At 56.2% G+C, this 25,261-nt stretch carries 14 protein-coding genes; all 14 read right to left on the bottom strand.

Annotated elements, in window-relative coordinates; translation table 11 throughout:
* Positions 1-530: 530 nt before the first annotated feature.
* Positions 531-1,478 (bottom strand): aldo/keto reductase, encoded by a 948-nt coding sequence (locus PV433_RS06420; RefSeq protein WP_332071355.1) that lies wholly within the window; start codon positions 1,476-1,478, stop codon positions 531-533.
* 192 nt (positions 1,479-1,670) lie between these two features.
* Positions 1,671-2,681, bottom strand: coding sequence for a Gfo/Idh/MocA family protein (locus PV433_RS06415; RefSeq protein WP_332071354.1), 1,011 nt, complete (start codon positions 2,679-2,681; stop codon positions 1,671-1,673).
* Between the two features lie 90 nt (positions 2,682-2,771).
* Positions 2,772-4,346: a hypothetical protein gene (locus PV433_RS06410; RefSeq protein ID WP_332071353.1), complete on the bottom strand. Its 1,575-nt coding sequence runs from the start codon at positions 4,344-4,346 to the stop codon at positions 2,772-2,774.
* Positions 4,347-4,405: 59 nt separating this feature from the next.
* Positions 4,406-5,749, bottom strand: coding sequence for an ABC transporter substrate-binding protein (locus PV433_RS06405; protein WP_332071352.1), 1,344 nt, complete (start codon positions 5,747-5,749; stop codon positions 4,406-4,408).
* A gap of 215 nt (positions 5,750-5,964) precedes the next feature.
* Complete coding sequence (locus PV433_RS06400) at positions 5,965-8,013, bottom strand: helix-turn-helix domain-containing protein (RefSeq protein WP_332071351.1); 2,049 nt, start codon at positions 8,011-8,013, stop codon at positions 5,965-5,967.
* A gap of 557 nt (positions 8,014-8,570) precedes the next feature.
* Positions 8,571-9,470, bottom strand: coding sequence for an amidohydrolase family protein (locus PV433_RS06395; RefSeq protein WP_190926806.1), 900 nt, complete (start codon positions 9,468-9,470; stop codon positions 8,571-8,573).
* Positions 9,471-9,485: 15 nt separating this feature from the next.
* Positions 9,486-10,307, bottom strand: coding sequence for an AAC(3) family N-acetyltransferase (locus PV433_RS06390; protein ID WP_332071350.1), 822 nt, complete (start codon positions 10,305-10,307; stop codon positions 9,486-9,488).
* A gap of 1,179 nt (positions 10,308-11,486) precedes the next feature.
* Positions 11,487-11,885: a hypothetical protein gene (locus tag PV433_RS06385; protein WP_332071349.1), complete on the bottom strand. Its 399-nt coding sequence runs from the start codon at positions 11,883-11,885 to the stop codon at positions 11,487-11,489.
* A 161-nt stretch (positions 11,886-12,046) separates the two neighbouring features.
* On the bottom strand, positions 12,047-16,774 hold the full coding sequence (locus PV433_RS06380; RefSeq protein WP_332071348.1) for a carboxypeptidase regulatory-like domain-containing protein: 4,728 nt from the start codon (positions 16,772-16,774) through the stop codon (positions 12,047-12,049).
* Positions 16,775-16,821: 47 nt separating this feature from the next.
* Complete coding sequence (locus tag PV433_RS06375; protein ID WP_332071347.1) at positions 16,822-17,820, bottom strand: zinc-dependent alcohol dehydrogenase; 999 nt, start codon at positions 17,818-17,820, stop codon at positions 16,822-16,824.
* A gap of 70 nt (positions 17,821-17,890) precedes the next feature.
* Positions 17,891-19,219 carry an ABC transporter substrate-binding protein gene (locus PV433_RS06370; RefSeq protein ID WP_332071346.1) on the bottom strand — a complete coding sequence of 443 codons (1,329 nt, stop codon included), beginning with the start codon at positions 19,217-19,219 and terminating at the stop codon, positions 17,891-17,893.
* Positions 19,220-19,230: 11 nt separating this feature from the next.
* Positions 19,231-20,619: an extracellular solute-binding protein gene (locus PV433_RS06365; protein WP_332071345.1), complete on the bottom strand. Its 1,389-nt coding sequence runs from the start codon at positions 20,617-20,619 to the stop codon at positions 19,231-19,233.
* Positions 20,620-21,095: 476 nt separating this feature from the next.
* Entirely contained in the window at positions 21,096-23,336 is a 2,241-nt protein-coding gene (locus tag PV433_RS06360) for an FAD-dependent oxidoreductase (protein WP_332071344.1), read from the bottom strand.
* 79 nt (positions 23,337-23,415) lie between these two features.
* Positions 23,416-25,188 carry a glycosyl hydrolase family 28-related protein gene (locus PV433_RS06355; RefSeq protein ID WP_332071343.1) on the bottom strand — a complete coding sequence of 591 codons (1,773 nt, stop codon included), beginning with the start codon at positions 25,186-25,188 and terminating at the stop codon, positions 23,416-23,418.
* Positions 25,189-25,261: the final 73 nt, after the last annotated feature.

Genomic DNA, 25,261 nt, shown 5'->3' with positions numbered 1-25,261 from the left:
AAGTTTCACTTCCGTTATCTGCTGCTCGATGCAGGATATCCGCGAATAGCGGAACATTCAGTTCCGTTATTTCCAATAGAATCGCTTCTCCCCGCTAAAAAATCCATAATAAAGGAAACCAAACTTCCGCTCTCGTACGAAAGCTGCGTATAATTCACAAATAGAGGAAACCAAACTTCCGCTGTGTGCGAACAGTTTTTCCAACCGCACACTTCCAAGTCCAATCCGGCTGACCGATGACGCCCCGCTATGGCGGCCCCGGATGGATCGTGGTTCAAAAATCTGCTTGATCCGAGGTCCATCCACACCACAGGCTCCCTTCCAGCATACGGCCGCCACACTATCGTAAACCAAGCTGGACCGCTCACCGCTAACACGAGGAAATACCCTACCAATAAGAAAAACTTCTAAACGAAGCCGTAACCTCGATGAATGACCTTGCGTAAGTGTTAAAAAAAGCCGCTGAATAAGCGGCTTCACAACGAATTATTTTGGGTATCTCTAAACGCTTGGAGTAAAGAGATCACACGTTACTTGTTCCACAGCGCCGGCGTTATTAGCATCTCCGGCAAACCGCGGAATTCGCTCTCGATCTTGTTCCTCGTCTTCTCCGACAACGGCTTCCCGGAAATCAGCCTGACGTTGTCATCCAACTGCTCCGGACGCTCTGCGCCGACGACAATTCCGTTCACGCCGTCCGTATCGCGAACGTAACGCATCGCCAGCTCGGCGATCGCTATCCCTTCCTCCTCCGCGATCTCGGCCAATTGCCCTAGCGCCCCCCGAGCCATCGATCGTAGCGGTTCCGGCAAGTCGTCAGCCTGGCGAAAAAACAAACCTTGCAGAAAGACGCTGCGGGCGACTACCCACTTGCCGTCTGCACGAAACCGGGATAAAGCCCCGCACTCGACGGCCCTCCGGTCCCACAGATGGAGCGGCAGCTGGATCACCTCATAGATGTCTTCCCGCAGCAAATGCCCGCAGTACGCATATTGTACGTCCGAATTCGCTCCGAACGACACCCCGGCCCTCCCGATCAACTGATCCCGGCGCAGTTTCGTTAATATCTCGGTTACCATGCTTCCGTAAACTTGCAACAGAATTGGATCGTGAATCATCAGCGCCGGAAGCGTCCTTACCCGAAGCCGTTCCAGTATCGTTTCGACCCGCTCTGTCAGCTGCTTCTCCAATCCGGCCCGGTCCAGCTCCAGATCGGCCTTTACCTTCGACACGAGAAACGGCGCGGGCTTCCCATCGAAATAACGTCCCAGCTTGAGCTCGGCATCGCCGTATTCCAAAGCCGTGTCGAAGCAGTTGATTCCGAGCTCCCCACATCGGTCCAGCAGCGCGTCGGCTTCAACGTTCTGCGTCCGGTTGGCGATTCCGTAGCCGGAAATGCCGAGCTGCGCCGTGCCCGGCATCAGCTTGGATACCTGCTGAAACTCCGCCTTCCGCATCGGTTGTACGCCGGTTTCCATATCCCTTTTCCTCCATCCTCCACGTCCAGGTTTAAGCAAGCCCCTCATCAGCGCCCTCATTTTCTACCTGGAGCTCTCTCTTCTGCCTGCTTCCAAGTCCCAAAACAGTTCGCGGCGATTGCCGGTCTTATGATTTCTGACATTTGTATCTCTCTCCCTTACATTGGAATGATCTTGCAAGTCGATCCGGCTTCACGTTCCTCTTACCGACTGTACGGACCCTTGGTCCCGATGTGAACGAATCAAGGCATCCGCTACATACAGCGGATAGATACCATCCTCCAGCGTACTGACCGGTTCGGCGCCGGTTCGCAAAATGTCGACGATATGTTCTACCGCTTTTTGCATATTGCTCGTGCGAGCGAGCAAGTTTTGCTCCTCCCGCTTCAGCGTCAGATGGTAGCCTTGGATCGTTGCATGCCCGGCTGCGGAATAAAAGCGGATTTCATCGCCGGTCCGAAGCAGCTCGATCTTGCCTTTTTCAAAAAACAAATCCATCTCGAACATGAGAAAATTCCGGTCATCGAATGCCTCTGCATACCCGGGAACGCCGCTCGTGAGCGAAAAGAGAAAGGAAAACGTCGGATCGCCCCTATTGTCCATGTTCGTCGGGACTTGCCTGACGACCTGAACGCGATCGATCTCTCCGGCTGCATACCGAACGAGATCAAACAGATGGGAGCCGATGTTGTGCACGCCTCTCGTATACCGCAGATGTATGTTGGTCAGCTTGCCGAACTCTTCGGACTGCACGGCTTGCCGAATTTGGCGCGCCCCGTCGCTCCATCTTCGCGACAGATTAACTACGACGGTTCGCCGGTGGCGCTTCGCGAGCGCCGCAATCTCCTCTGCTTCCGCAACGCTGGTCGCGACCGGTTTTTCCAAAAACAGTACGGGTGCAGCCGACCGGGACATCACGGTCTGAAGCAGCTCGAAACGAACGTGCTCCGGGGTGCAGATGCTTATCACATCGAGCTGCTGCTCGTCCAGCATCGCTCCCAGATCCATGTAATATTTCGTTTCCGGAGCTACAAGGGCAAGCTGATCGCCTTGCTCCTGACGAACGCCCACGGCGGCTGACAATTCTATATCGGGGTTCATCCGGTAAGCCAGCGCATGGCTTTGCGGCAAATGTTTCCGCGGGATGTCCGCCTTCAGTCCAATAAAGCCCAGTCCGATTACGGCTGCACGATATTTGTTCATGGCCGCTCCTTATCATGTTTTACCCTATAAGATGGTCATACCTCTTAGCTCCGCCTTGCAGCCGTAGCCTTTTCCGGCAATGCCGACTTCTCATCGGATGCTCTGCCGGACGGCTTCAGCCGCGTACTGCTTGTTGCGATCGTCGATCAACTGCCGGCCGCCCATATCGAGCCAGCGACTCACGATACCGTCCCAGCTGTCGACTGGAATTTCGCCGTTGTACACTCTGACCTTCTGCTCGCTTAGATAAGCGTTCAGGTCGTCCAGCTTCGGGAACGACTCCCATTGGGTCGTGTCGTAAAACACGCCCGAGTCGACAGGTTCGAACCGGGGCAACCGGTTCATCTGCTCCCTCTTCAGGTTGTACTCCCCGGATACCCAGGCGTTGACCGGCCATACCGGCTTACCCGGCCAGTTGATGAATACGGTTTTATATTTGGCGTAATAGTTCGCTTTGGCCAGGTCGGTTTTGTCCTCAGCGATTAATTCGACCATGCCTCCCGGCGATGTCGTGTAATTGTCGCCCTCGATGCCGAAGTAGGTCAGCATATTCCCTTCGTACGTTCCCTGATAGTCGAAATATTTCATGACGGTTTCTGGATCGGCGTTTTTCTTGAAAATGACCCATACCGAATAAGTGATCGGGGCGGCAGGCAACCGATTGATACCGTGTGCGCCCTCCAGTACGACGGGAATGTAGCTGTAGTCCGGCACCGACTTCCTCAGGATCTCGCCTGCGTTCACGATCGTCCCCGAATACGTGGCAGCTACCGAGCCCGCCTTGTTGCCGGCGATCAGCTCCTGCTGCTTGGCTGCCGACGACAAGAGCATATCCGACCACAAGTATCCTTTCTCGTTCCAGTCGACTAGCCGGGCCAAAAACGCTTTGTAGCCGGGATGAAGCTCGGGGGGCTTCAGTCTGCCGTCGGCGTCTTGCCACCAGCCAATCGCCTGCGGAAGGAAGCTCGGACCGAATACGCTTTCCAGCATGCCAAGCGCACCGCCCGAAGCGACGGTCAGCGGAACCGTATCGGGCATTCCGTTCCCGTCCGGGTCGCGTTCCTTGAACGCTTGCAACACACGTTCGTATTCGTCTACGGTATTCGGAACTGGAAGCTGCAGCTTTGCTAGCCAGTCCGCCCTGATTTGCAGCGCATTAAGCGTAAGGAGCCCGTTCTCGATCGGGATGCCAAGTATGTTTCCATCGTAGGTAGCTCTTTTGAACGCTTCAGGAACAACGTTTTTTTTCAAATTCAGACCATATTGGTCGAGCAAGTCGTTGAGCGGTAAAATGAGGCCTTCGTTAAACGCCTGCACCGCTTCGGATATAGACAGTTCGGCGAAATCCAACTGCTCGCCGGAGGAGAGCATCCTATTCCGCTTCGACTTGCACGGTCCGCCGGCCCCTCCGTCCGAGAAGACGATCCGGACATCGGCGCCTGTTTTTTCCAGAATCAAGTCGTGAACCCGTCTCTCCTCGGCCGTTTTCCGGTCGAAAGACGGATTGCAGTTCAGCCCGACGATTGGGGTACCCGGATTGTGCGGTTGCCCTTCGTTCGATGATCCGTCCCGCTCCGTAACGGGCGAATCGCAGGCGGACGCAGCGATGGCGAGAACCGGGAGCATAGCGGCAAGCGCGGATCTGATCCATAGGCGCAATCTCATCGTTTCAAGCCTCCTCTGCTCCGAAAGACGCTGCGACCATCAAGCGTCTGCGGTTGTGTCTACTTGGCTTTAAGCTCCTGAAGCTTCTTCGCCGCGGTTTCTTCCGACAGCCGCAAAGCGGTATTCAAATCGATCTCGCCTTTCATAACCTGATTCATATTAGCCACATACAGATTGGAGATCGGGATTTCGTACACGCTCTTATACGGGACCTCCGCCAGTTTATTATAGAAATAGGAGCCCCAATTTTTATCCTTATACTTCGTATCCTGTCCGAATTCTTTCCTGACGTCCATATTTTTCAGGACCGGCATAAAGCCCTTTCTGGCGATTTCCGTCTGGAACTCGTCCGAACTGAGATGCTTCAGCATTTCCATCGCGGCATCCGCCGTATTTTTGGTTTTCGCCATCCTTGTAATGCCGAAATATTGGGTATAGGGCTGACCCCCTACGCCCGGCAAATCCTGGAACGGAGGCATGGCTACCCAGTCCCAGTTGAATTTGCTCAATTGGTCGCCGCGGCTGTTGGCCGCAAAAGCGGTAATGCCGCCGAGCATCGCAACCTGTTGGTCAATGAAAAAGCCGTTCAGCACGTCGTGCTTCTTCAAGTAATCCTGAACGCCGGGCACTTCGGTCGGAGCGATGAGCAAGGTCTGGTAAAATTTCTTCCATCGTTCGTCCCGGTTGATGGTGGGCGTGCCCGTCTTTTCATCGACAAGCGGAATAGAAAGCGGATTCATATATAACATGTAATTAACAAACGGCGCATAGCCGATATAGCTTTTCTCGCCCTCGGTTCTTGTCAGCTTGCGCGACAGATCGTAGAGTTCCCCCCAGGTTATGCCGTCTTTCGGATAAGGGACGCTGAACTTATCGAGAATATCTTTGTTGTACATGATGCCTATCGAATCGGTTACGACGGGAAGCGCATATATGCCGTAGCTTGAAGCTCTGACGCCGCTAATGACCGACGGGTCGTACCGGTTGAGATCGACCTTGTGCTGCTTGATCAGATCGGACATGTCGAATTGCAGATTATAGGAGATGAATTCGTCCTCGAAGTAACCGACATTGGCGAAATAAACATCGTAGTGCGTACCGGCGGCGAGCATGCTGGCGACGTCCATCCCTTTTCCCGTGTTTTGGATGTACTTGATCGTATACTCGGGAAACTTCTTTCTCAGGCTGTTGCCGTACCGATTGTCGAAATCGGCCGGCGTCATGCCGTTTTGGGCATAAAATACAACTTCGACGGGCTCCTTGTTTTTTCCTTCCGCCGCTTTGCCCTTGTCCTCATTGCCGTTGTCGGTCTTGTCACCGCCGGTTGCCCCGCCGCTGCCGCAGCCGGCAAGCAGTGCAACAGCGAGCAGCGATAACGGTACCGTTTTTAACCGTCCCCTCATGAAAAAAACCTCCCTATTTCCATTATTCTCTCCGATCCCAGCCCCGGGCGCCGGAATATCCTCAACCTACTCCAAAGGGGGCCCGCCGTTCAATCACAATATATTAAAATCGTTGAATTATATCGCTTCCGGGCTCGTTACAACGAGTTGAATATTGTAATACAACGTAAAAAATGCCGACAGCTATGCGGTCGGCGGACATGATAGCGTATCGGCTAATTGTCGGCGGTTTGCGGCTCCTGCTCCCTTTTGCGGTCGAATAGGAGCTCCCGGTACTCGGAAGCCGTAATACCGGTGTACTGCTTGAACACTTTGGCGAAGTAGCTGTTGCTGTTGAAGCCGGAACGGGTGCCGATGTCGGCGATTTTCGTCCGGGTGTCGGACAGCAGCCGCTTTGCTTCCTCGATTCGGTATTCGTTCAAATATTCGACTGGGGTCCGGTTGTATCTCTTCTTGCAAACAGTAATCAGATGCTGCTTCGTAATGCCGAGATGTTCCGCCATCTCGTCCAGAGAGAAGTTAACCGTGTAGTGGTTGGCGACATAATCCCGGATTTTGCCGGCATAATCTTTCGTCTCCTCGGCATAGTCGCGGTAGCTGTGGAATTTGGCGAAGACGAACTGCTTGGCTGCGGTAACGTTCATAATACCCTTATCCGTAATAAGCCGGTTCAGCTCGTTCAGAAACGAGAGACTGTTCTGGCCGAACAGACGGAGCAGCAGCGAGACGACTTGATAAAAGTTGAGATTGTACTCTACGACGGTCAACTGTTCGGAGAACAGGACGTTCAGCGTCTCCGTGAAACTCCGCTCGTTCTGCTGCCGGATCGCCAGCTCCAGCTCCTCGATGGCAGGAGCTTTTAATGGAGCCTCGTAGTCCATCGGCAGCTTGTTGTAGCAGTACAGCCGGCTGTCCGTCGCATAGATCCGGCCGATATTATAGGCATACATCGCTTCGATATAAGATTTATGAATATTGTCCAGGGAGTGGATGCCGCCGATGCTGATCACGGTCGACTCCATCTGCTTGGCGTCGAGGGCGAGCAGCAGCTCGGTTACGAACCGGTTCGCATCCCCGTGCTCCAATTGAATCAGCGCTAAGCCGTCCCCGTTCGGTTCCCGGAACAGTTCGGCCCGGAACGATGCGGTCAAGCGGTTCTCCAGATGTTGCATAAGCGTCGCCGTTGCTTCCGCGGACTTCTCGCCGTCTTCTTGCGGGGTTGGAGTAATAAGAGCAACGACGAGGCGGGACGACGTATCACGTATCAGCCTCTCCGTATGAGGATTTAGGGCAGTCTCCCCTAGAATCAGGCGGCGCAGCTGCGATTTTCTGAGCAGCTCCTCGCTCTCCGCGAACCGGGAGACGATGCTGCGGAACGGCTTATACAGCTCCCGAGCGCCGATCACAATGAACAAGGCCGCGAGGGCGATAATCGCGAAGACGACGGTTAACACTTTGTTTTTGAGGACGGTAACGTCCTTGTACAGCAGCTCTGTATGGACTTCGCCGACTAATTCCCAATTGAAAGCGCCGAGCTTATGCCGGTTGATCCGGATATTCGAGTCGTCATGTTTCATACCCGACATCGGTTTGCCTATGTGTTCCTTATCCCGGTGGTACATGATCGTTCCGCCCGCATCGGTCAAGTAGTAGTTGTTCAGCTCCGTATTGACGTTCAGCTCGCTCAAGAAGGAATTGTATATTTTATCCAGATCCACATTAAATATAAAGTAGTTCGGTTCCCCTTGCTGCCCGGGGAGCTTCTGAACGATGGAAACGAATGGCTTGCCTTGCTGCGAACGTCCGTCCTTGAGCTCGAACTGGTACAAAGGGAGCTTGGGGGCTTGCGTGACGATCCAGGGGACGCTGCTCCGCTGCGCATTCCGTTCGATCCCGTAATTCGATATAAGCAGCGACTGGTCGCGGCCGTTATACAGCATGTATTCCACAATAAATGGATTGGCGTACAGAAGCTTGTTGAGTTCGGACCATGCTTTCCACTGATCTGTCGCCGTCTGCAAGTTGGCGAATCGCGTATCAGCCGCCGTAGCGCTGGCGAAGTCTATAATTTGCTGCAGCGTCCGTTCCATCAGCGTTCCGGTGCGGATCAGCTCGGTCTCGTTTTTCGAATCGACCAATTGGACGGTTTGCTTCATAATCAAGTTCGTATTGTAAGCGCTTGAAAGAAGAGCGGGTATGACGGACACCACGACGAGCACGATGGCCACCCGGTACAAATAGGAGCGGGCATCCCGTTTCAACACCGATTCCCCCTTGTTATGTTTGCTTATTTGTATTCGCGAAACGAATATACAATCCTGCCGCGGCTCCTGCCGAACAAAATTCCAAACAAAAAAAGAGCCGAAAGAACCACGCTCCTCCACAATCGTATCCGCAGAACTGTATTTGAATCTCGTACGAGTCTTGCTCTCCGCCCTTTACATAATAGATCGGCCGGATTGTTATCGTATTGCCGGATCGGTGTGTTGAGACTGTTTCCGTCCGTATGCTCATCTCCTTGAATCCAATACATTTCATTTACTCAATTAGTAATATGGTATGACCTCTTAGTCGTGTCGAATGATCCCCTACTAAGTTGCAAGAGTTTTGCATCACTCGTACGCTCACTGTCGGACCTTGCCGGAGGAATATTCGGCTCTGGAACACTCCTCCTGCGCTGCATCATCGACATGCCGTGGAAGCGGCTTCTCTTCCCACGAAGGTTCAGGTATGGCGCTTCCGGGCCGTTTCGCTTCAACAAGCAACCGGAGTTCACCGGAAGCGGCTCGATCTGTCTACCGGACTTTGCATAGGGATGAACTCAGGACAACCCGAAAAATTTGACCGCATTTTCGCGGGCGATTTTATTAAACACCGTTTCGCTGATTTTTTTCGTATCCCGCCAGTTGATCAGCACATCCACGAGCTGAACCGGCATCGTCGGAAAGCATATATCCGTACCGAAAAACAACCGGTCCTGAAACTCCGTCAAAAACTTCGGACCGTACTCCGGATCGCGTGATATCGCATTGCAGGCGGTGTAGTCCGACAAGTCGCCGTACAAATTCGGATACCTGCGGAACAGCTTCGGCACGACTCCTTCTTCCTTGATCGGTCCTTCGGGAAGACGCCCGACCTGGCCGCCCTTCAGATCAAAAATGATCGCCCGCTCCCCGGGCGTCTCCAGACGTCCGATCTCGGCCCAGAACAACGGCCCGTGACCGAACATAATCAGATTCGGGAACCGCTGCAGCGTATGCTCCAGCTGCGGCAAGCCCGGATCGTCGTACAAGCCGAACGAGCCGCCGACCTGATCGGAGCCGTCGAAGACGACAGGAAGACCGACACGCTCCGCGTGACGAAACAAGTTTTGCACAAGCGGATTCATCAGCGGCACGTTCAGCATAATCTCGCCGACTCCTTTGCATCCCCGGTCCTTATAGTAGGACAGGATACGGTCTAGCGGAGCCTCCGCCGAATTGGTCAGCGCACGCGGATCGACATTGCAGTAAGGAATAAACCGGTCCGGGTATTTCTCGGCCATATCGAGAATGTCCTCGTTCGCCTGCGGAATGTAAATCTCCGGGCTGACGATCGGCAGCAGCACGCCCTTCTCGATTCCCAGCTCGTCGTAACGTTCAAGCAGCTGTTCCGCTGTGCAAAATTGTACGACGAACGGTACCGGCTTCCGGTATGCGTGCGCATGGATATCGATAAACATCGTTATCGCTCCTCTTTATCGAGTATTGGAACTTTCACGGGTGCAAGTCCGGACCCACGCCGTTGTATCGGCATCGAACCAGGCGGCCGGGTTATCCTTGAACAGACGCAATACGGTGTCCACGTACTGATCCGCCCGAATGGCCATCATTTCCGAGTTTCCGCATGTTGTACGGGCTACAAGACCGAGTTCTTCCAGCGCTTGCTGCGTTTTGGCGGCATCGTGAAACGGCCATACGCCCGGCACGTTATGCCGCGCGACCGCGGACATGGCGTCACACTTTAAAGCGGGATCCGGGATGCCGCCGTAGTAGTGCTCCATCAGCACATACTCTGCGAAATGCTTGAAGGTGTTGTACACCATGCTGATGCCGATAAATACAATAAGCGCTTTACTCAGATACATCTTCTGCCAGGGTGACGAATAGGAGAAGCAATAGTCTCCGAATACGCCCATTCGAGGACCGTACGCCGTATGCTCGGACGTAATCTCCGCTGCCCGGCTGCCCCAGGCCGCTACCGAATGGGTAGCCTGATCGCTGCGGATGCTGTCCGGAAGCAGACGGAACGTCTCGGTAAGGAGACCGACGTCGGAGGGCGAACGGTTCACGTCCCAGTTCAGGTAAGCGTTCTGAAAATCCCGCTGTACCAGCGTCGGGAACACGACGGTTCCGTCTGCGGTCACCGTTTCTTTGGCCGCGTCGATCACGGTTAGCGGACCGCCCTCGACGCGGCCGAAGCTTTTCAGGGAAGAGTGAATGAGCAGCATGTCGGCGGGACGCGCCCCCAGTTCTCGGAATGCGGAAACAACCTGATCTTTGGTTACAATCAGCAACATGGATTCGCCCCCGCTCGCGGATCGTAGGATGGAAGCTTCGCTCTCCTTTCCCGGATCAATTCGGAAGATGAGATCATAGCTCAAACACTATTTTATGTATTATATATAATGCACAGCAACATCATACACCACGTTTAAACGGGAAGCAATATGATTTCTTCCTTGCCGGAAATAAACTTTCGCCCCTCCGCCGGGAGGTTATCCCTTAACGTACACGCCTGATAGATTTATGAATAAACCGTCCGGCAAATCCTTTAGTGTCGACTCTAAACACTGTCTACTTTAAAGGGGATAATATCGTACATCCGGGGGCGGTCCTTTGCGTGCAACCCACTACTTTGGCGTGTGGAATGAAATGCGTCACCCCGGCTCCAGCCGCTTGTTTGGTCAGGTTTTGGGGTAACGACTCGACTTTAGCTGAAGCTCGTTACCCTCATTTTTGTGCGCAGGTTGTGTTCGCCTTCGCCAAAACCGTCTCCGCGTGCGGGCTCTAAACAAAATAAGAGCTTTTGGCACACGCTATTTACGGCCTTTTCGCAAGGCCGAAACCAATAGAGGCGGTTTGCACCCCTTATTTCGGTCAACCGTCCGGGTCTGCACCCGTTCGCGGATAGTAGCAGTTCCTAACCGCTCCTATTTCCCCATCCAAGCAGGTTTCGGACAAAATAACAGATACAAACGAGCCTGTCGATTCAATATGGACAACCAAGTGGAAAGGGAAAAGATTACCTTCTGGCGAGTTTTGTCTGGAATCCCCTACCTTACAATCCTTATTCAATCAAGGGATTCCGGACAACCTGTTTGAGCAGAAGAAGGTAACTTTTCACTTGGAACGGCCTGCTATCACTTCTACACATTGAATCGACAACCTCACAAACCGCTCATATTCGGTTTTCCTCTGAAATGAAGAAAGGCAAAAAAAGATCCGCACGACCGCCCACGATGAACGACTTGCAGCACTTGCCGACTTGATAAGGAAGGGGCCCCTTGTCTGCTTTAGTATGATGAAAAACCTGAATATTCTGGATACTTAAGAAGAAAACGCCCCGTACAGGGCGTTTTCTTAAAGTGTTCGGCGTCCGCACAGGCATCCATCCAACGACAAAATCCCGTTCAGCTACCCGTTCGAATCTTCTTTGTGTATCGTTCTGTTCTGAAAAGGCCAGGTCCGGGTCCGCATTAAAAAACGACGCTCGTTTTGTCCAAGCCGATCAGCGTCATCCCGATTAGAGGATGCCCGCTCCACGTGGAGACCGACAGCTCGTATGTAATGCCGGTCGGGATGGTCCACAAGTCTTCCGCCGGAATCGAGTAGCTGCCTAGCGTAGCACCGACTGGCGCGCTCTGGGCGATAAACGGAGTCGAGTAAATGACCATACTGGTGGACGTATCGAGTACCGTCACGACAAAGTGCGAGGTCGCGGCGTCTTGAACCCAATGCATACTGCCGCTGTACATGCCCGGTGACGAGATCGTGCCGGTCGGCGCGTATATGTACGTTCCTCCCCATGCCATCGCTTGACCCGACAGCCCAGCCACCATTCCAATGACGAGCAGCCAAACCGCCGCATACCGCAAACCTTTCCTTCTCAGACCAATCCACTCCTTCATTTCAGTTATGGGGCGGGCCGTGAAGCTTCCATTCGGCCCGCTTCCCATCACCCACTATATGCGGTTTAGGGCGATATAGAATAATCGGAATCGCAATACGGATCTGGTTTCTTCCTTATAAAGAGCCGTTAGTCGGCTCCTATAGCAGCGGAGCCCGTCACCTGAAGCGAATCGAAATTAACGAACGTGTTCGTCGATTCGGGACGTTTCTCGCCGGTAGCCACGATGCGAATGACGTGAACGCCTTCGGGCAAAGAACCGGTATCGAATATTTCGTGCCGGTATTTGACGTTCGGACTGTACGTATCGATGTTCCCCCGGTACAGGCCGTCCACGTACACATCCGCTTTGCCGCGGGAACCGCCGACCAGACTGAGCACCTTCGCACGTGTGCCGTAAAACGGTATGTCGACGGAACCGCCGGCGATTCGGGTCTGCCTGGAGCTGCCGCCGGACATTAACGATGACTCCAATGTCGTCCACACGCCCGAATATTGCGCCAACGGGTGTGCATCTTCCACAGTGGGGAGATAACCCGATATCAGGATGACAGGAACTCCTGACGATACTTGATGTTGTTCGTCTACCGCATAGATCGAATACAAGCCCTCCTGCATCCCTGTCGTTTCCAGATAAGCGGGCACGCCGGCGACTGCCGCCGATCGTGTTCCGTACACCGCTCCGCCTACCGTAACCGCAGCCGCTTCCAAAGCGGATGGAGTCGGCTCAGTCGCCGAAGGTACAAGATACACATAACCCGAAGCCGAGCTTATTGCCGTCACTTGGCTGCCTGCGAGCGTTCCGACATAGGTGACCTGGGTCACGGTTGGCGGCAATAACTTTGTAAAGGAAAGCGGGATCGCTGTCGTTTGTCCGGCGGCGACATAGACCGTATCGGAAACGGTAAGAACATGCCCCGGACTGGTCGCCGTAACCCGCTGCCATCCTTCCGGCACGCCGGAAAGCGAGTACGTACCGCCGGCACCCGTATTGGAGGATAGTCCCTGATTTCCGGTCAGATTGACCCGCGCTCTAGGTACAGGCTGACCAAACGGGTCGTAAACCGCCCCGATCACGGTCCCTGAGCGTGAAACTGCGGGCGGATCGCCGGCAGGCCATTCGGCCCGTTCGACATTGCTTATGAAGAACGTATGGAGTCCGGTCCATTGCTTCATCGGAAACGAAGTTTGCGCCGAGCTTCCGTCCCCGCGCACGACGAAGCCCGGATCTTCCCGATCGAATACAAGCAGCGTCCGGTTTCCGTGTGGACGGACCTCGCGTACCAGGAACCCGCGCTTGCTTCCGTCGGGGTGTTCGACGATGACGTAGCGGCCTGCCGCCGATGCGGGTACGCTCGCGGTCGTCAGGATTCCGTCATAGTCGTCTCCGTCCGCCAGCCGAAGCGTCCCGACGACGGTCCCCGCCGCCGTTCCCGCCCCGCTCAGCTCCCGATCCCCTTTTTTCAGGAGCGTACCGCCCGTCAGCTTCATCTCCCGCACTTGCCCGTCGACATGACGGATCAGTCCCATTTCTCCGTACAGAGTCACGTCGCCAACGACCAGGGGCATCTGATGTACGGCATAGTTCGGATTGCTCAGCAGCAAATCCGTCGTGCCGCCATAAGCGACTTTAACGGCGACCGCTCCTTCCGGAGCCTGTTCCGGCTGAAGCCTGTCGATCGCCTCGATTCGCGGCGTCGCCTTGCCGGCATAGGGCTCGAGCAGCGTGATGAACGTGCTTTTCAAATTCGTACCGTCGCGGCGCAACACCAGCTTCGGCAGCGTATACTTGACCGCCTCGTCGTTATTGTCCATATTCCGGCCTTCCAGCCTGGCCGACTTCAGCGACGGCGAGCGCCCCAAGTACAGCTCGTTTACTCCCGGCTCCAGCAGTCCGGTTATATTCAGCTTCGATCCGGGCGAGCCGTCTTTGGCGGTAACTAGCGTCAGCTCGTACCGGTCGTGAGGCAGCACCGCTTGCTTCACATCGCGCACATAGATGTATCCGGGGTAGTTCCCCTCCGCACTCCCGCTGTCGCTGTTGCTGACCGGGGGCACCACTGTCGTACCGGGCGGCAGCAAGTAAGGCCCATAGTCGTTCAGCGTCATTCCGGTGTCAAAATAAGCATCCCGATTCGCGTCGCCCTGCAGCGTATACTCGTGCCGGTTCCCTCCCGATACGCGGAACAGGTCGAGCACGTAGCCTTGCTGGCCGTCTCCGTCCGCAAACGGTACAAACCACGGCTCCCGCCTGTACTCCTCGGTTACCGGATAGGCGCTCTCATAGGAAGCGCGCATGGCCTTGAACCCGCTCTCTTGCGGAACGAACGCTTCCACATTGCCGCCGTGGACCGCATCTCCGCTGACGACCGCATTGCGGCTGTTAACGACAACGGTGTTATGTGCCATCGTGGACAATGTATACCAGCGGTAAAACGTATTGAACGTGTAGCCCAAGTCGGGCAGCAGTTCCTGACGCGATGCGTACAGCCCGAGATTCAACGGGTCGTAATGGATATGGGTCGGATATTTGGGCTGGAAGCTCATATACAGCTGGGTCTGATCGAGTCCCTGGCCGCCGGACAGCCGGCCGATCCCCGCTGCCGGCAGCAGTGTGGAGCCGGTATCCCCGGGTGCCGAAACTTTCGTATACGCCCAAGTATCCTGAATCGGATAATAATGGCCGTCCGGATAAACGAGCCGCTTCTGGTACTCCAGCGCTTTGCCGATAATCGGATAATCCCTGGCCATATCCAAGTTTACCAGTCGTTTTCCCGTACGGGGAGAGACGTAGCCAACCGGGTCGGTCCAGCCCTTCAGTTTGTCGGCCGCCTGCTTGATGCCGCTTATCAATTCCATATGATAAGACAACGACACCTCTTGCCAGAAACCGTCGGACAAAAACAAAGTCGACATGAACTCTTCCATCTGCGCCACGACAAAGTGAATATAATCCGGTTCGTTTAGCGCTTTGCCCGCCTCAATCATGCCGTTCCAGTTCGTATAGGACAAATTGCCGAGATGTACGGTATAGCCGAGTACATAGTCCAAGGACGGACCGAACATATCGCGGAGCAACTTGGCTTCCACGTCTTCGCCGGCCTCGGCGCTGAGCACTTCGAACGCATCGGTTTTCTTGACCAGCGAATAAGCCTGGAAAAGCGACGTCAAGTACAACAGATCGGAGCCGTACCAGCGGTACCACATCCCGCCCCAATACGAATACGGAGGGCCCGCGGGGCGGCTGATCGAGTGGTAGTTCCACGCCTGATCGATCGTCGGATTGTAGCCTTCGTAGGCTTGGGCGAAACGGTATAACAATCGCGCCGCTCCAAGCGGATCGGTCTGAGCGATCGCCTTCGTCTCGCTAAGCGCCTTGTTTTTCTGCAAATACCACAGATGTCCGGTAATGAAGTACTGTTTGCCATCGCCATCTTCGTAATACGGAATACGTACCGTCTCGCCTTTGCCGTTGGTCGTCACATACTCTTTGTTTTCGGCAAACGAAGCGTTCGGATACACCGTGCCCGTCCTCGATGCGATCAGGCTCTGACCGTCAGCCGACAACGTGTACAGATTATCGGGATAAAGCTCCGGCATTTCCGGCAAGCCGACATAGCGGTATCCCGGCTGCTCCGGAATAAGCGATAATGCTTGCTGCACTCTCGCAGACGGAGCGGACGGAACGACTGCGACCGGCGATTCATCGGAACCTTGCATCCGCGGTGCGATCGACAAGCCCGAAGCGATCATACTCTCGCGGTCGAACAGCAGCGTCGTCGCCCTAGGCTGCGCCTGAGCCGAAGGCGACACGACAAGACGCAATTGGTAAGCCCCGTCCTTTAGCGGCGCGGGATGCTCAAAGTCGAGTTCGTAAACTCCACCCGACTTCGTTAGATCGAATTCCTCCAATTGCTGCCAGCCGCTATCCGGACCTTTCCACATCAGCCGAAACTTGTCCTCATTCAGAATAGGGCCAGGAAGCTTGAATCGGAGCCTTTTCCCGGTAAAACCGTTGTAAGTAAGCTCGGCCTGTTCCAGCATCCAAGGTACGGCGGCACTCGCTCCCGACGCTTGCGAGCCTGGAAATTGTCCGAAAAACAGGCTGCCCATCCGGCCTTGATTGACGACTCCACCGTACAGCCGCCCTCCTTCGCCGAAGCGGTCCCAATGATCGGAATGGCGGATCGGCACCCACGCGGTAAGCGGCCGGGTCAGCGAACGATGGACGTGAATGATGTTCACCCGCCATTCGTCGCCAGTAGCGGCGCCGCCGGGAACGATAGCGGCAAGCGGGATGGCTGCCTCTACCGTAACGCCGCTCCCGGCCGCGGTTATCTCGTAATTCACACCGGTTAACATCGTGCGTCCGGGATTGGCCGTATGATCGCCGCGCTGCGGACTCCATGTCGTGTCTGTGACCGAATGGTCGTTCGGGTCTACCGTCAGACGGGCGACATAATGGGTGTCGCCTTCCATCTGCGGACTTATCACAATCTCGATATCCGCCAGTGTGTCCGATTCGGCGTTGTCCATGATTCCGCCGATGTACAAGTAGTCTTCGTCGTAGGCTGCCTTGTACTCGACCTGATGCGGAAGCGGATACTCGTAATAAGCGGTTGCGAAACCGTCCAGCACGGAAGACTGGTTCCACAGCGTCTCGTCCAAGATGCCGTCTATCGCGGGAGAGGCGCTCCACTTGGGAACGATCGTCCATTTGTCGGTATAATACGGGATCGGGGCCGGAACGGACACAGACTCCGCCCGCACGCTGCGTTCCGGTCCATGCAGCTCATGCCCTCCTGCGAATGTCGTCACCAAGCAGCCTATAATCCCCACCTTCGCCAGCTTGTTCATCCCTCAGGCTCCTTTCGGGAACATGTAGTACAGGAAGAAGCGCGCCTCTAATACCGGATCAGTACGCCCATCGTCTGTTCCGGCGCCTCCTTGCATAACCGGTACGCCTGATCGATATCCTGAAAATCGAAGCGATGCCGGATCAGCGGCTTTAAAGATAGCTTTCTTCCTGCCAATAGCCGGACGAATTCAGCCACATTTCTGCCTTCTGTCCATCTGACATATCCGTCCGGATAATCAAAGCCTTCCTGCTCGTACCTCGCATCGTACCTTCCGGGACCGCCGGCGCGGCAGATCCGGATTTGCGCCTCCTTATGGAACAAAGCGTTGCGCGTAAACGTCGTGTCCGGCACGCCCACGATCACGATATTGCCCCGGTCGCGCAGCCAGCCGATTCCGCGGTCGATCAGACCGTCTCCTTTGCCGCCGCCGAACAACAGCACACTATCCGCTCCGTTTCCTGCAATATGACTCAAGACTGGCTGCACTTCCTCCGCCCGTTCGTACACGGCCGCATCCGGAAGTATCGTTCTTAGCAGTTCGCACCTGGCCGCCAGCAGATCCAGCGCGACGACCCGGTAAGCGGCGGCGCTGGCAATCTGCGCGCCAATCTGACCGAGGATGCCCAGACCGACGATCACGGCCGTTTCCCCGAACTGCATGCCCGCTTGACGCAGCGCATGAATCGCTATGGCGCCGAGACCGGCGAAAGCCGCTTCCTCAGGATCGACGTGATCGGGGACAGGGACGGCGAGAAATTTCGGCACAAGCCGGTAATCCGCATGCGCTCCTTCGCCATAACAGGCTACGCGCTGGCCGATCTCCACATTTTCCACACCCGCTCCTTTGGCTACGACGATCCCGACCGAATTATAGCCGAGTCTCGTTCCGTCCGCTTTGCCCCGCAGTACCATCGTTTCCGTGCCGGTGCTGATTGCGGAGCATTCGGTCCGGATCAGCACCTGATGCTCGCCGGGGACCGGCAGTTCCCTTTCCTCCAATACGATTCTGCCTGAACGCGCTATGGTCATTGTCGCCTTTTGCACAGCTGTTCTCTCCCTCTATCCGACGGCTATGCGCCGCTATGTCGTTTCACTCCGGCAGTCTGACCAGCCGTTATTTGTTCTTATCTTTTTCCAGTTCCTGCTTCAGCCTTTCGTCCGCTTCCCGCAGCACCGAATTGACGTCGGCTTGGCCCTGCGCGGTTTTGACGAATGATTGCCAAATAATCGTTTCCTGCAGGCTGCCGGGTACACTCGCCTTGTCTTTGCCCCGTTTGGGGGTAGGAGTGGTCGGCTCGTATAATGTTAGCGCTTTCATATTCTTCGTGGAATAGATCGGATGAGCCTTCCCCAGCGCGTCGCGAATCTCCTTTTTGACCAGCGTAGTCGGAATGCCGTTACGCGAATCCTGCATCTGCACCTCGTCCGAAAGCATCTCCATAATAACCTGGAACGCCTCGTCCTTATGCTTGCTCTGCTGCGTAATCGACCAGTAGGCCGGGCTCCGCTGCCCCATCAGCTTCGGCGCTCCGGCAAGCGTCGGCACGGAGACGATATCCCAGTTCACTTCGGGAGGGACGACGAAGTAGATGCTGTGCTGTCCCAAATACATCGCGGATTGTCCCTTCGTGAACACCGCATTTTCCAGCGCGAACGTACTCTCGACGGCATTGTTCGGAATCTGGTGGAACCGCTTGAAGTTATCGAATATCGCTTTCCACTTCGTCTGGTCCGCCAAGCCGTCCTTCTCCGGATCGAGGATGGGGAGCGAATACGGATTGTCGCGCAGCAGTGCAATCAGGCTTGAGCTGAAGCCGCGATACACTTTGCCGCCGTCGGTGCGCGACATTTTGACGGCCAGATCGTACACCTCGTCCCAGCTCATGCCGTCGCGCGGATACGGAACCCCGAATTTGTCGAACAAGTCTTTATTGTAATACAGAACGGCCGGAAAATATGGAGGCACGGGCAATCCGTAAAGCGCGCCTGTCTGACCTGTGTCGATATTATCCTGAATGAAGGCCGACACGAAGCGATTCAAGTCGTATTTGTGCTTGGCTACAAGCTCCCGCAGATCGTAACCAAGCTGAAGATCGAGGTAACCGGACTTCATCGTCGGCGTATCCGTCCGGATAATGTCCGGGACTTCGCCGCGCGCCACCTTTTCCGTAATCGAATTGCCCTTGTCGCTCGTCTGATAATCGAATTTGATATGCGGAAACTTTTTTTCCAGCGCCCCTCTGAACCGGGAATCGAATTCCTCCGGCTTCACTCCCGCCGCGTAAATCGTCATCGTGAACGGCTCCGGCGGTTTATCGCCGCTTCCCGTCCCCGGCGCTCCGCCGGGATCGCCGGCTCCTTTCGGGTCCGAACCGCAGCCCGCTAATACCGCCATAGCAAGCGGTACGCATGCCGCCAGCTTCCATTTCCTGCTGAATGCCATCTTATATCCCCCTATGTTCCGTTTTCCTTTTCGCCTCCCTGATGATCGAGAAGTTCGCCGATGCCCCGGTACAGTTCCTCTTCCGCAGTCATGTTCGCCCAATACGACTTCAACAGCTGGGCCAGCTTGCCCATCGACGATACGGCAATCGGCAGATCGCGGTGCGTCCGGTACGAGAAGATCAGCTCCCGGTACAGCATATACCGGCCGGGAACGTTCGCGATCTCCCCGCTCCAGCCGGACGGTTCGATTCGCTGCCGCGCAGGAATGCTTAACGTATGTTTGCGGATCAAGCTTTGCGCCCGTTCGGAGGTCAAATAGTCGACGAGCAGCCTCGCCTCCTCCTTATGTCCGGAGTGGGACGCGATACCGGCTCCGGTAGCGACCGTTAGCGTGCGAGGCTCGTGCAGAAACGGCATCGGTGCGACATCGTATTCGACCTCGGCTTGCTTCCAATCGTTCAGCGCCATATAACTCGTAAGCACCATCGACAATTTCCCCTCAAGAAACATCCGTTCAATATCGGCGTTGTTCTCTGACATATAACGCGGAAAGACATTGTGGTTATGCACGATTTCCTTGCAAAGGCGAATGCCCTCCATCAGTCGGGCTGCGTCGTCCGGTTCATCCGGGCTTCGTTGCGGTCGCCGGCGCTCCCCGCTCTGGAGCAGGAAGATCGGCCAGCGGTTCACGTCCGGCAGATGAAAGCAAAAGCCGTACCTTTCGCCCTCCGTCAGCTTCTCCGCGTTCCGCACCAAATCGTCCCAGGTCCAGCCGCCCGTCGGCTCCGCCAAACCCCGCTCCCGGAAATGCCGCTTGTTGTAACACAAAACGACCGGAGTAAAGATGATCGGCTGCAGAACCGCGCGGCCTTCGTGCGAGAACAGTTCGTTCAGAAACGGATACAGGTCCGGATGGTCTTCGATCGGGTCCAGAATACCGGTGCCTCCCTGCTCGCACAATTGCTGAAACTGCATGTTGCTCAAAGTGAACACGTCAAATGCATTCGGCTCCGCACGTTCGTACTCCTTAGACGCCGAGTAAGCTTTTACGTGCACCGTAATCCAGGAGTACAGCCGCTCAAAGTCTTTCAGAAGCTCGTTCAGCGCCATATTGCGCACCGTTGTTTCGTTCAGGCCCAGCGTCAGGACGACCGGCGGCCTTCTGCGGAGGACGCGGTTGCCCACATTCGGAATTTTCTCGATCCATCCCTCGCCCGCGAGAATCTCCAGCCCTTTGCGTACGGACAGATTGCTGATTCCGAAGCGGACTGCAAGCGCTTTCTCAGAAGGCAAATCGGTCCCCGGCTCGTACAAGCCTTCCACGATTTCGTTTTTTATCGTTTGGACCATATGCTCCAGCATGTGGCGGAACTGTTCGTTCGTCGGTCTTCCTCTCATCCGGCGGCTCTCTCCCTGCAATCGCAAATGCGATGTTATCCCCTACTTATTCGGCTCCCGATAGGCAATCCCTCCTCGAGCGACGATCTGTCATCCGGTTTATATAATTACTTCATTTAGTAAACCGGTTAACATCACGCCCATCATTCCCGTTCTTGGTCCGATTATATCATCCCAATATCTGTTTGAAAACCATTATTTTGTAAACCGGGATTTATATTTATTTAAAATATATAAACCGGATTATGCGGCGGACGGGTAGCGAAATTACGAAAAGACCGTTTCCTGCCCGTTATGCATCAGGCTGGAACGGTCTTTTCGTTCATTTTGAAAAGCGTTCAAATGAAGCTTTTGTAACAGGCTACCCAACCATATAAGAGTCTCTGGCACTCTGGCACCCTTTATTCTCAGCACCTATCACCCGTATCCGGTTCCATCCCCGTTATTGGTTTGGCGCCCCACACGGCTTGAGCCGATTAGACGGTTTCGTGATCGTACACCCGGATGTCGATCAGCTCCGCCCGCTCCCCTCCGTTCGTCTTCTCCACAACGAGACGAATTCGGGACGCGGCAACCGGGGACACGAGGTGCACCCTCTTTCTTTTCCGGTTCCCGGTTTCCCGGTGCAGCACCACCCATTCGTCCGCGATCCATGCCTCCAGCCGATAATCGGCCGCCAATTCGGGAATCGTCTCGAACGGCGTCACGAGATAGTGCAGGTTGTTCAAATATTCGTTGACATCGTCGTTAAACGTCAGATGGATCTCCCGGACAGTGACCGGCTCGTTCCATTGCAGCTCCAGCCATTCCCCGCTTCCGCCGGCCATCCGTCCGGACATCCATAGCTGCGGACCGCCGTACGGCCGGATCACTCCGCTCACCGCCTTGCCCGGGGCGTAAGCTAACGTCTCCCCGTGTATACGGAAGCAGATCGGCTTGCGGACAAAACGTTTCATTCTCCATTCGAGAACCGGCTGCGCAGGCTTGCTGTCCGCAGGTCTCTCGACTTTACCGAAGACGAGCACACCGGTGAGCGGCGAATCCGACTGCCACAGCATCAGCGCCGGGTTCGCCTTAACGACGATAAATCCGTTCTGCGGTTCTTCCGGAGCCCATGACAAAGGAACGGTCGTCCATTGCCGCTTCCCTTGGCGCACTTCGACCGACGCCTCGCCAATTTTCCGGAACGGAACGTAATTCTCCTTCCGGCCCGTATCCCATAACTCGACATGGAGCGTCGTATGGCGCTCGGCATCCAGCAGCAGTTCCAGCTCCCCGAGCTTCGGGTCGACCGGGACGAGCAGACCGATGTCCGTATCCAGCGGCAGGCGCTCTGCAGGCCGCTCCACGGCTAAGACCGTCCTTGTGCTGGAGGCGTTCACGACAGCCCGCCGGGCCAAGTTGCGCGGATCGCGGTTCGTCAAGCCGATGATCGAAGCATCCTGATGAAGCAGCGCCTGCTGCAGCTCCGGAAGCCGGCTGCGGTACAGCTCGCGCGGAGTCGTCCCGCTCCTGACGCACAGGGCGGCCGCCGTTCCCGCCGCTTCCCCCATCGCCGCGCACGTCGCCATCACCCGCGTCGTGCCGAAAGCGACATGCGAAGCGCTAATATTGCGGCCGGCCATCAGCATATTCGATACATTAACCGAATACAGCGAACGGAACGGGATATGGTAGTTTCCGTCGGGATGCCAATGTTTCGACCCGCTCTCCTCCGCATACATCCCTTGGGGAGGGTGCAGATCGATCGACCATCCTCCGAACGCGACCCGGTCGTCGAATGGAGCCTGGCTTAATATATCGTTCTGCGTCATCACATAGTCGCCGATGAACCGGCGGTATTCGCGCTTGCCCGGAACCGCTCCGACCCATTCCAGCGTTAACGTATCCGCTTCGAAACGGCCCGAGTTTTTAATATAGTCCCAGATCCCGTATATGGCGGCCCACAACTCGTCGCGGATGCGCTCGTTCTCATGGACCGTATCCACTTCCCCGCCCCATTCGATCCACCAGTAATGACAGCCGGAATCGCCCGTGCGGATTATACGCCGCAAAGGAATCGGCGTCTCGGCGATATTCTTGGCGAACGACGGAGCGACATATTTCACCGGTTTCCCGGCGTCTTTCGTATAAAACAGCATCGTGCTCCCAAGCGTAATATCGTCGGCTTGCTCCGGCGCCCATGCTTCGCCGTACACGCTCCTCGCCTCGCGGCCGATGCGGTATTCCGCTCCCGCCAAAAAGCCGACGAGCCCGTCGCCGGTGCAGTCGGCGAACAGTTCGCTCTCGAAGCGCAGTTTCCGCTCCGAACCGGCCATCCATCCGGTCACGGAGCGGATACGGCGCTCTTCGGCCGTCCCTTCCGCCTCCACCTCGTGCACATCCGTATTGAGAAACAGCCGGATTTTCTTCTCCGCCAGCACCGTCTCCAGAACGACGAGATCCCAGTAATACGGGTTGCCCTGCGGATTGCGATATTGGTTTTCCAGCAGCATTTCCCCGATGATTCCGGTCTCCCGGGCGAACCGGTGCGTGCCGCCGGCCGAAGCTCCGCTTACCCATACGCGAACTTCGCTGCTGGAATTGCCTCCGAGCACCGGTCTGTTCTGTACGAGCGCGACCCGGCTTCCAAGACGCGCAGCCGCCACGGCGGCGCATACCCCGGCCAGCCCTCCCCCGATCACGGTCAAATCCGAACGTATCGTTTCTTCTCTCATCTCTGTCCTCCATGCCCCTTGATTGGTTCCGGTGACGTTCTCCTATCCCGCTGCCTTGCTACCCCGCTTAATTAATCCGTCATTTCGCGGTCCAGCCCGTACTTCCGGTACCGCTCTCCTTCACGTAAAGCGTCGCCCCGGGCACTCCGTCCGCCCGCAAATAAAGCGACCCCACCGGAGCCGATACGATGCCTTCCGGGCTGCCGGTTCCGTACCGTATCCCGATCTGGTCCGCGCCAAGCAGCACGCCCGCCGCTTGCAGAAATCCTTCCGCCGTGCCTTCGCGGACGTTCAGCGACATGCCCGACACGCCGATATTGGGAGCGGCCGTATCGCCGCCGAAATATACCCGCCCGTCCTTCACGAACCATTGGGTTAAACCGGTGGCCGTATCTACGGTCGTGATCGCATTCGTCGACGTTAAGCTTTTGATCGTGGCTGCTGCCATCTCGATTCCGGTAGGGGCGTTGTTCACGAAAGTCATCTTGCGCACCGACTGATCGTCGATCAAGGCGATGCTGCTCGTTCCCGACGGCTGCCGGACGCTGTCGATCGTCGTGATCGGCAGCGTGCCGGTAATGTAGACGCCGCGCCGGACGTTGCCGAAAATTTGCATCCCGCGGACGGTGCACAGCCTGATGTCAGTAGAGACGACATCGATCGCGCTTTCCCCTGTCCCCGAACTGAAATGAACGCCGTCGATCGTTACGTTCGTGCCCGGATTGGACAGCTTCCATACCGCGTTGCAGCCTGCGTTCGGCACTTCCACGTATGTATTCTGGAACGTCCAGGCGCCGCCGCCCGACAGCACGATCATGCCCGCCGCACTACCGCACCACTGAACCACATTGCCCGAGAAGAGCAGCGCCGACGCTTTGCTGGCAGGGACGTCGCAGTAGATGCCTTCCTGGGCGTGGCCGCTAATATAGTTGGCTATAAACCGCCCGGAATACACCTGCTGCCCGATCCGGATGCCCTGCTTGCTGTTCCAGAATTCACATCCCGTTACCGTAGGCGTCCAGGCGGACACCCGCAGCGCAGGTCCGCTGCCGATCCCCGACACGCGGACCCCTTCGAGCAAGCAGGCTCGGGATGCGCCGCCCCAGGTCGCCACATCGTCCTGCGGCCCCAGAAACGCTACGCCTTCGCTCGATAAAGCGTTCCCTTCGAGCGTAAAGTCCCGCGCAGCGCAAGAAAGCGCGTAACCCGTCGTCTTCGGGTCCGTATTGTCGCCGAAGTGCAGCAGCGGACTGCCGTTCGCCGTGTTTTTCAATACCGTTACGAAGCGGCCGGCGCCCCGGAGCAGCTGTCCGTTCGCCTTCACCCGCAGCGTACCGGTGATCGCGTACGTGCCGGGCGGCATCCATACCGGCAGTCCGCTGTCTAGCGCGGTTTGGATCGCGGCCGTGCAATCCGTCTCCCCGTCTCCGACCGCTCCGAACCAGGCAATGCTGATCTCTCCCTGATGAATCCGTTTCCAGCGGGCACCCGATGCGGAGACGATCACAAGCCCCGTGTTGTCGGGCGAAGCCGTATCGGACCCGTCGTAGAAAAACGGTCCTTCGCAACCGCTGTCGGTCACATAACAGTACGGCTCTCCGACCGGACCCGTCATCGCCCGGAGCCCGGCAATCGTCGTATACGAACAGCATGCCGGGTCCAAGCCGCCGTCTCCGCCGTACACCGAATCGTGCACCGACTCGCCCTTGGACTCGTTCGTCAGCATCCCCGCAGTTAATAACGCCGCTCCCGTCAAGCCGAGCGCCGAGAGCATCTTCCTCCGGCTCATCGGCGAAGACGGCCGGCTAAGAGGCGAATCGTTCGCTTCCGTCCTTGTCTCGCGTATATCCATGCATATCCCCGCTTTCGGATAGGTTCGGCTTCGTCTGCGCGCGCTCCCGTCCCCACGCAGACGGCCCCGTCTG

It is taken from the genome of Paenibacillus sp. GYB004 (assembly GCF_036577605.1).
In the GTDB taxonomy this organism is placed as follows: Bacteria; Bacillota; Bacilli; order Paenibacillales; family NBRC-103111; genus Paenibacillus_AB; species Paenibacillus_AB oceani.
The sequence above is the reverse complement of the archived record's forward strand: the minus strand, read 5'-3'. Positions and strand labels throughout refer to the sequence as shown.

Excerpts from the sequence above, each read along its gene's own strand:
- PV433_RS06420 (WP_332071355.1), bottom strand. The coding sequence starts at position 1,478 with ATGGAAACCGGCGTACAACCGATGCGGAAGGCGGAGTTTCAGCAGGTA.
- PV433_RS06415 (WP_332071354.1), bottom strand. The coding sequence starts at position 2,681 with ATGAACAAATATCGTGCAGCCGTAATCGGACTGGGCTTTATTGGACTG.
- PV433_RS06410 (WP_332071353.1), bottom strand. The coding sequence starts at position 4,346 with ATGAGATTGCGCCTATGGATCAGATCCGCGCTTGCCGCTATGCTCCCG.
- PV433_RS06405 (WP_332071352.1), bottom strand. The coding sequence starts at position 5,749 with ATGAGGGGACGGTTAAAAACGGTACCGTTATCGCTGCTCGCTGTTGCA.
- PV433_RS06395 (WP_190926806.1), bottom strand. The coding sequence starts at position 9,470 with ATGTTTATCGATATCCATGCGCACGCATACCGGAAGCCGGTACCGTTC.
- PV433_RS06390 (WP_332071350.1), bottom strand. The coding sequence starts at position 10,307 with ATGTTGCTGATTGTAACCAAAGATCAGGTTGTTTCCGCATTCCGAGAA.
- PV433_RS06380 (WP_332071348.1), bottom strand. The coding sequence starts at position 16,774 with ATGAACAAGCTGGCGAAGGTGGGGATTATAGGCTGCTTGGTGACGACA.
- PV433_RS06370 (WP_332071346.1), bottom strand. The coding sequence starts at position 19,219 with ATGGCATTCAGCAGGAAATGGAAGCTGGCGGCATGCGTACCGCTTGCT.
- PV433_RS06365 (WP_332071345.1), bottom strand. The coding sequence starts at position 20,619 with ATGAGAGGAAGACCGACGAACGAACAGTTCCGCCACATGCTGGAGCAT.
- PV433_RS06360 (WP_332071344.1), bottom strand. The coding sequence starts at position 23,336 with ATGAGAGAAGAAACGATACGTTCGGATTTGACCGTGATCGGGGGAGGG.
- PV433_RS06355 (WP_332071343.1), bottom strand. The coding sequence starts at position 25,188 with ATGGATATACGCGAGACAAGGACGGAAGCGAACGATTCGCCTCTTAGC.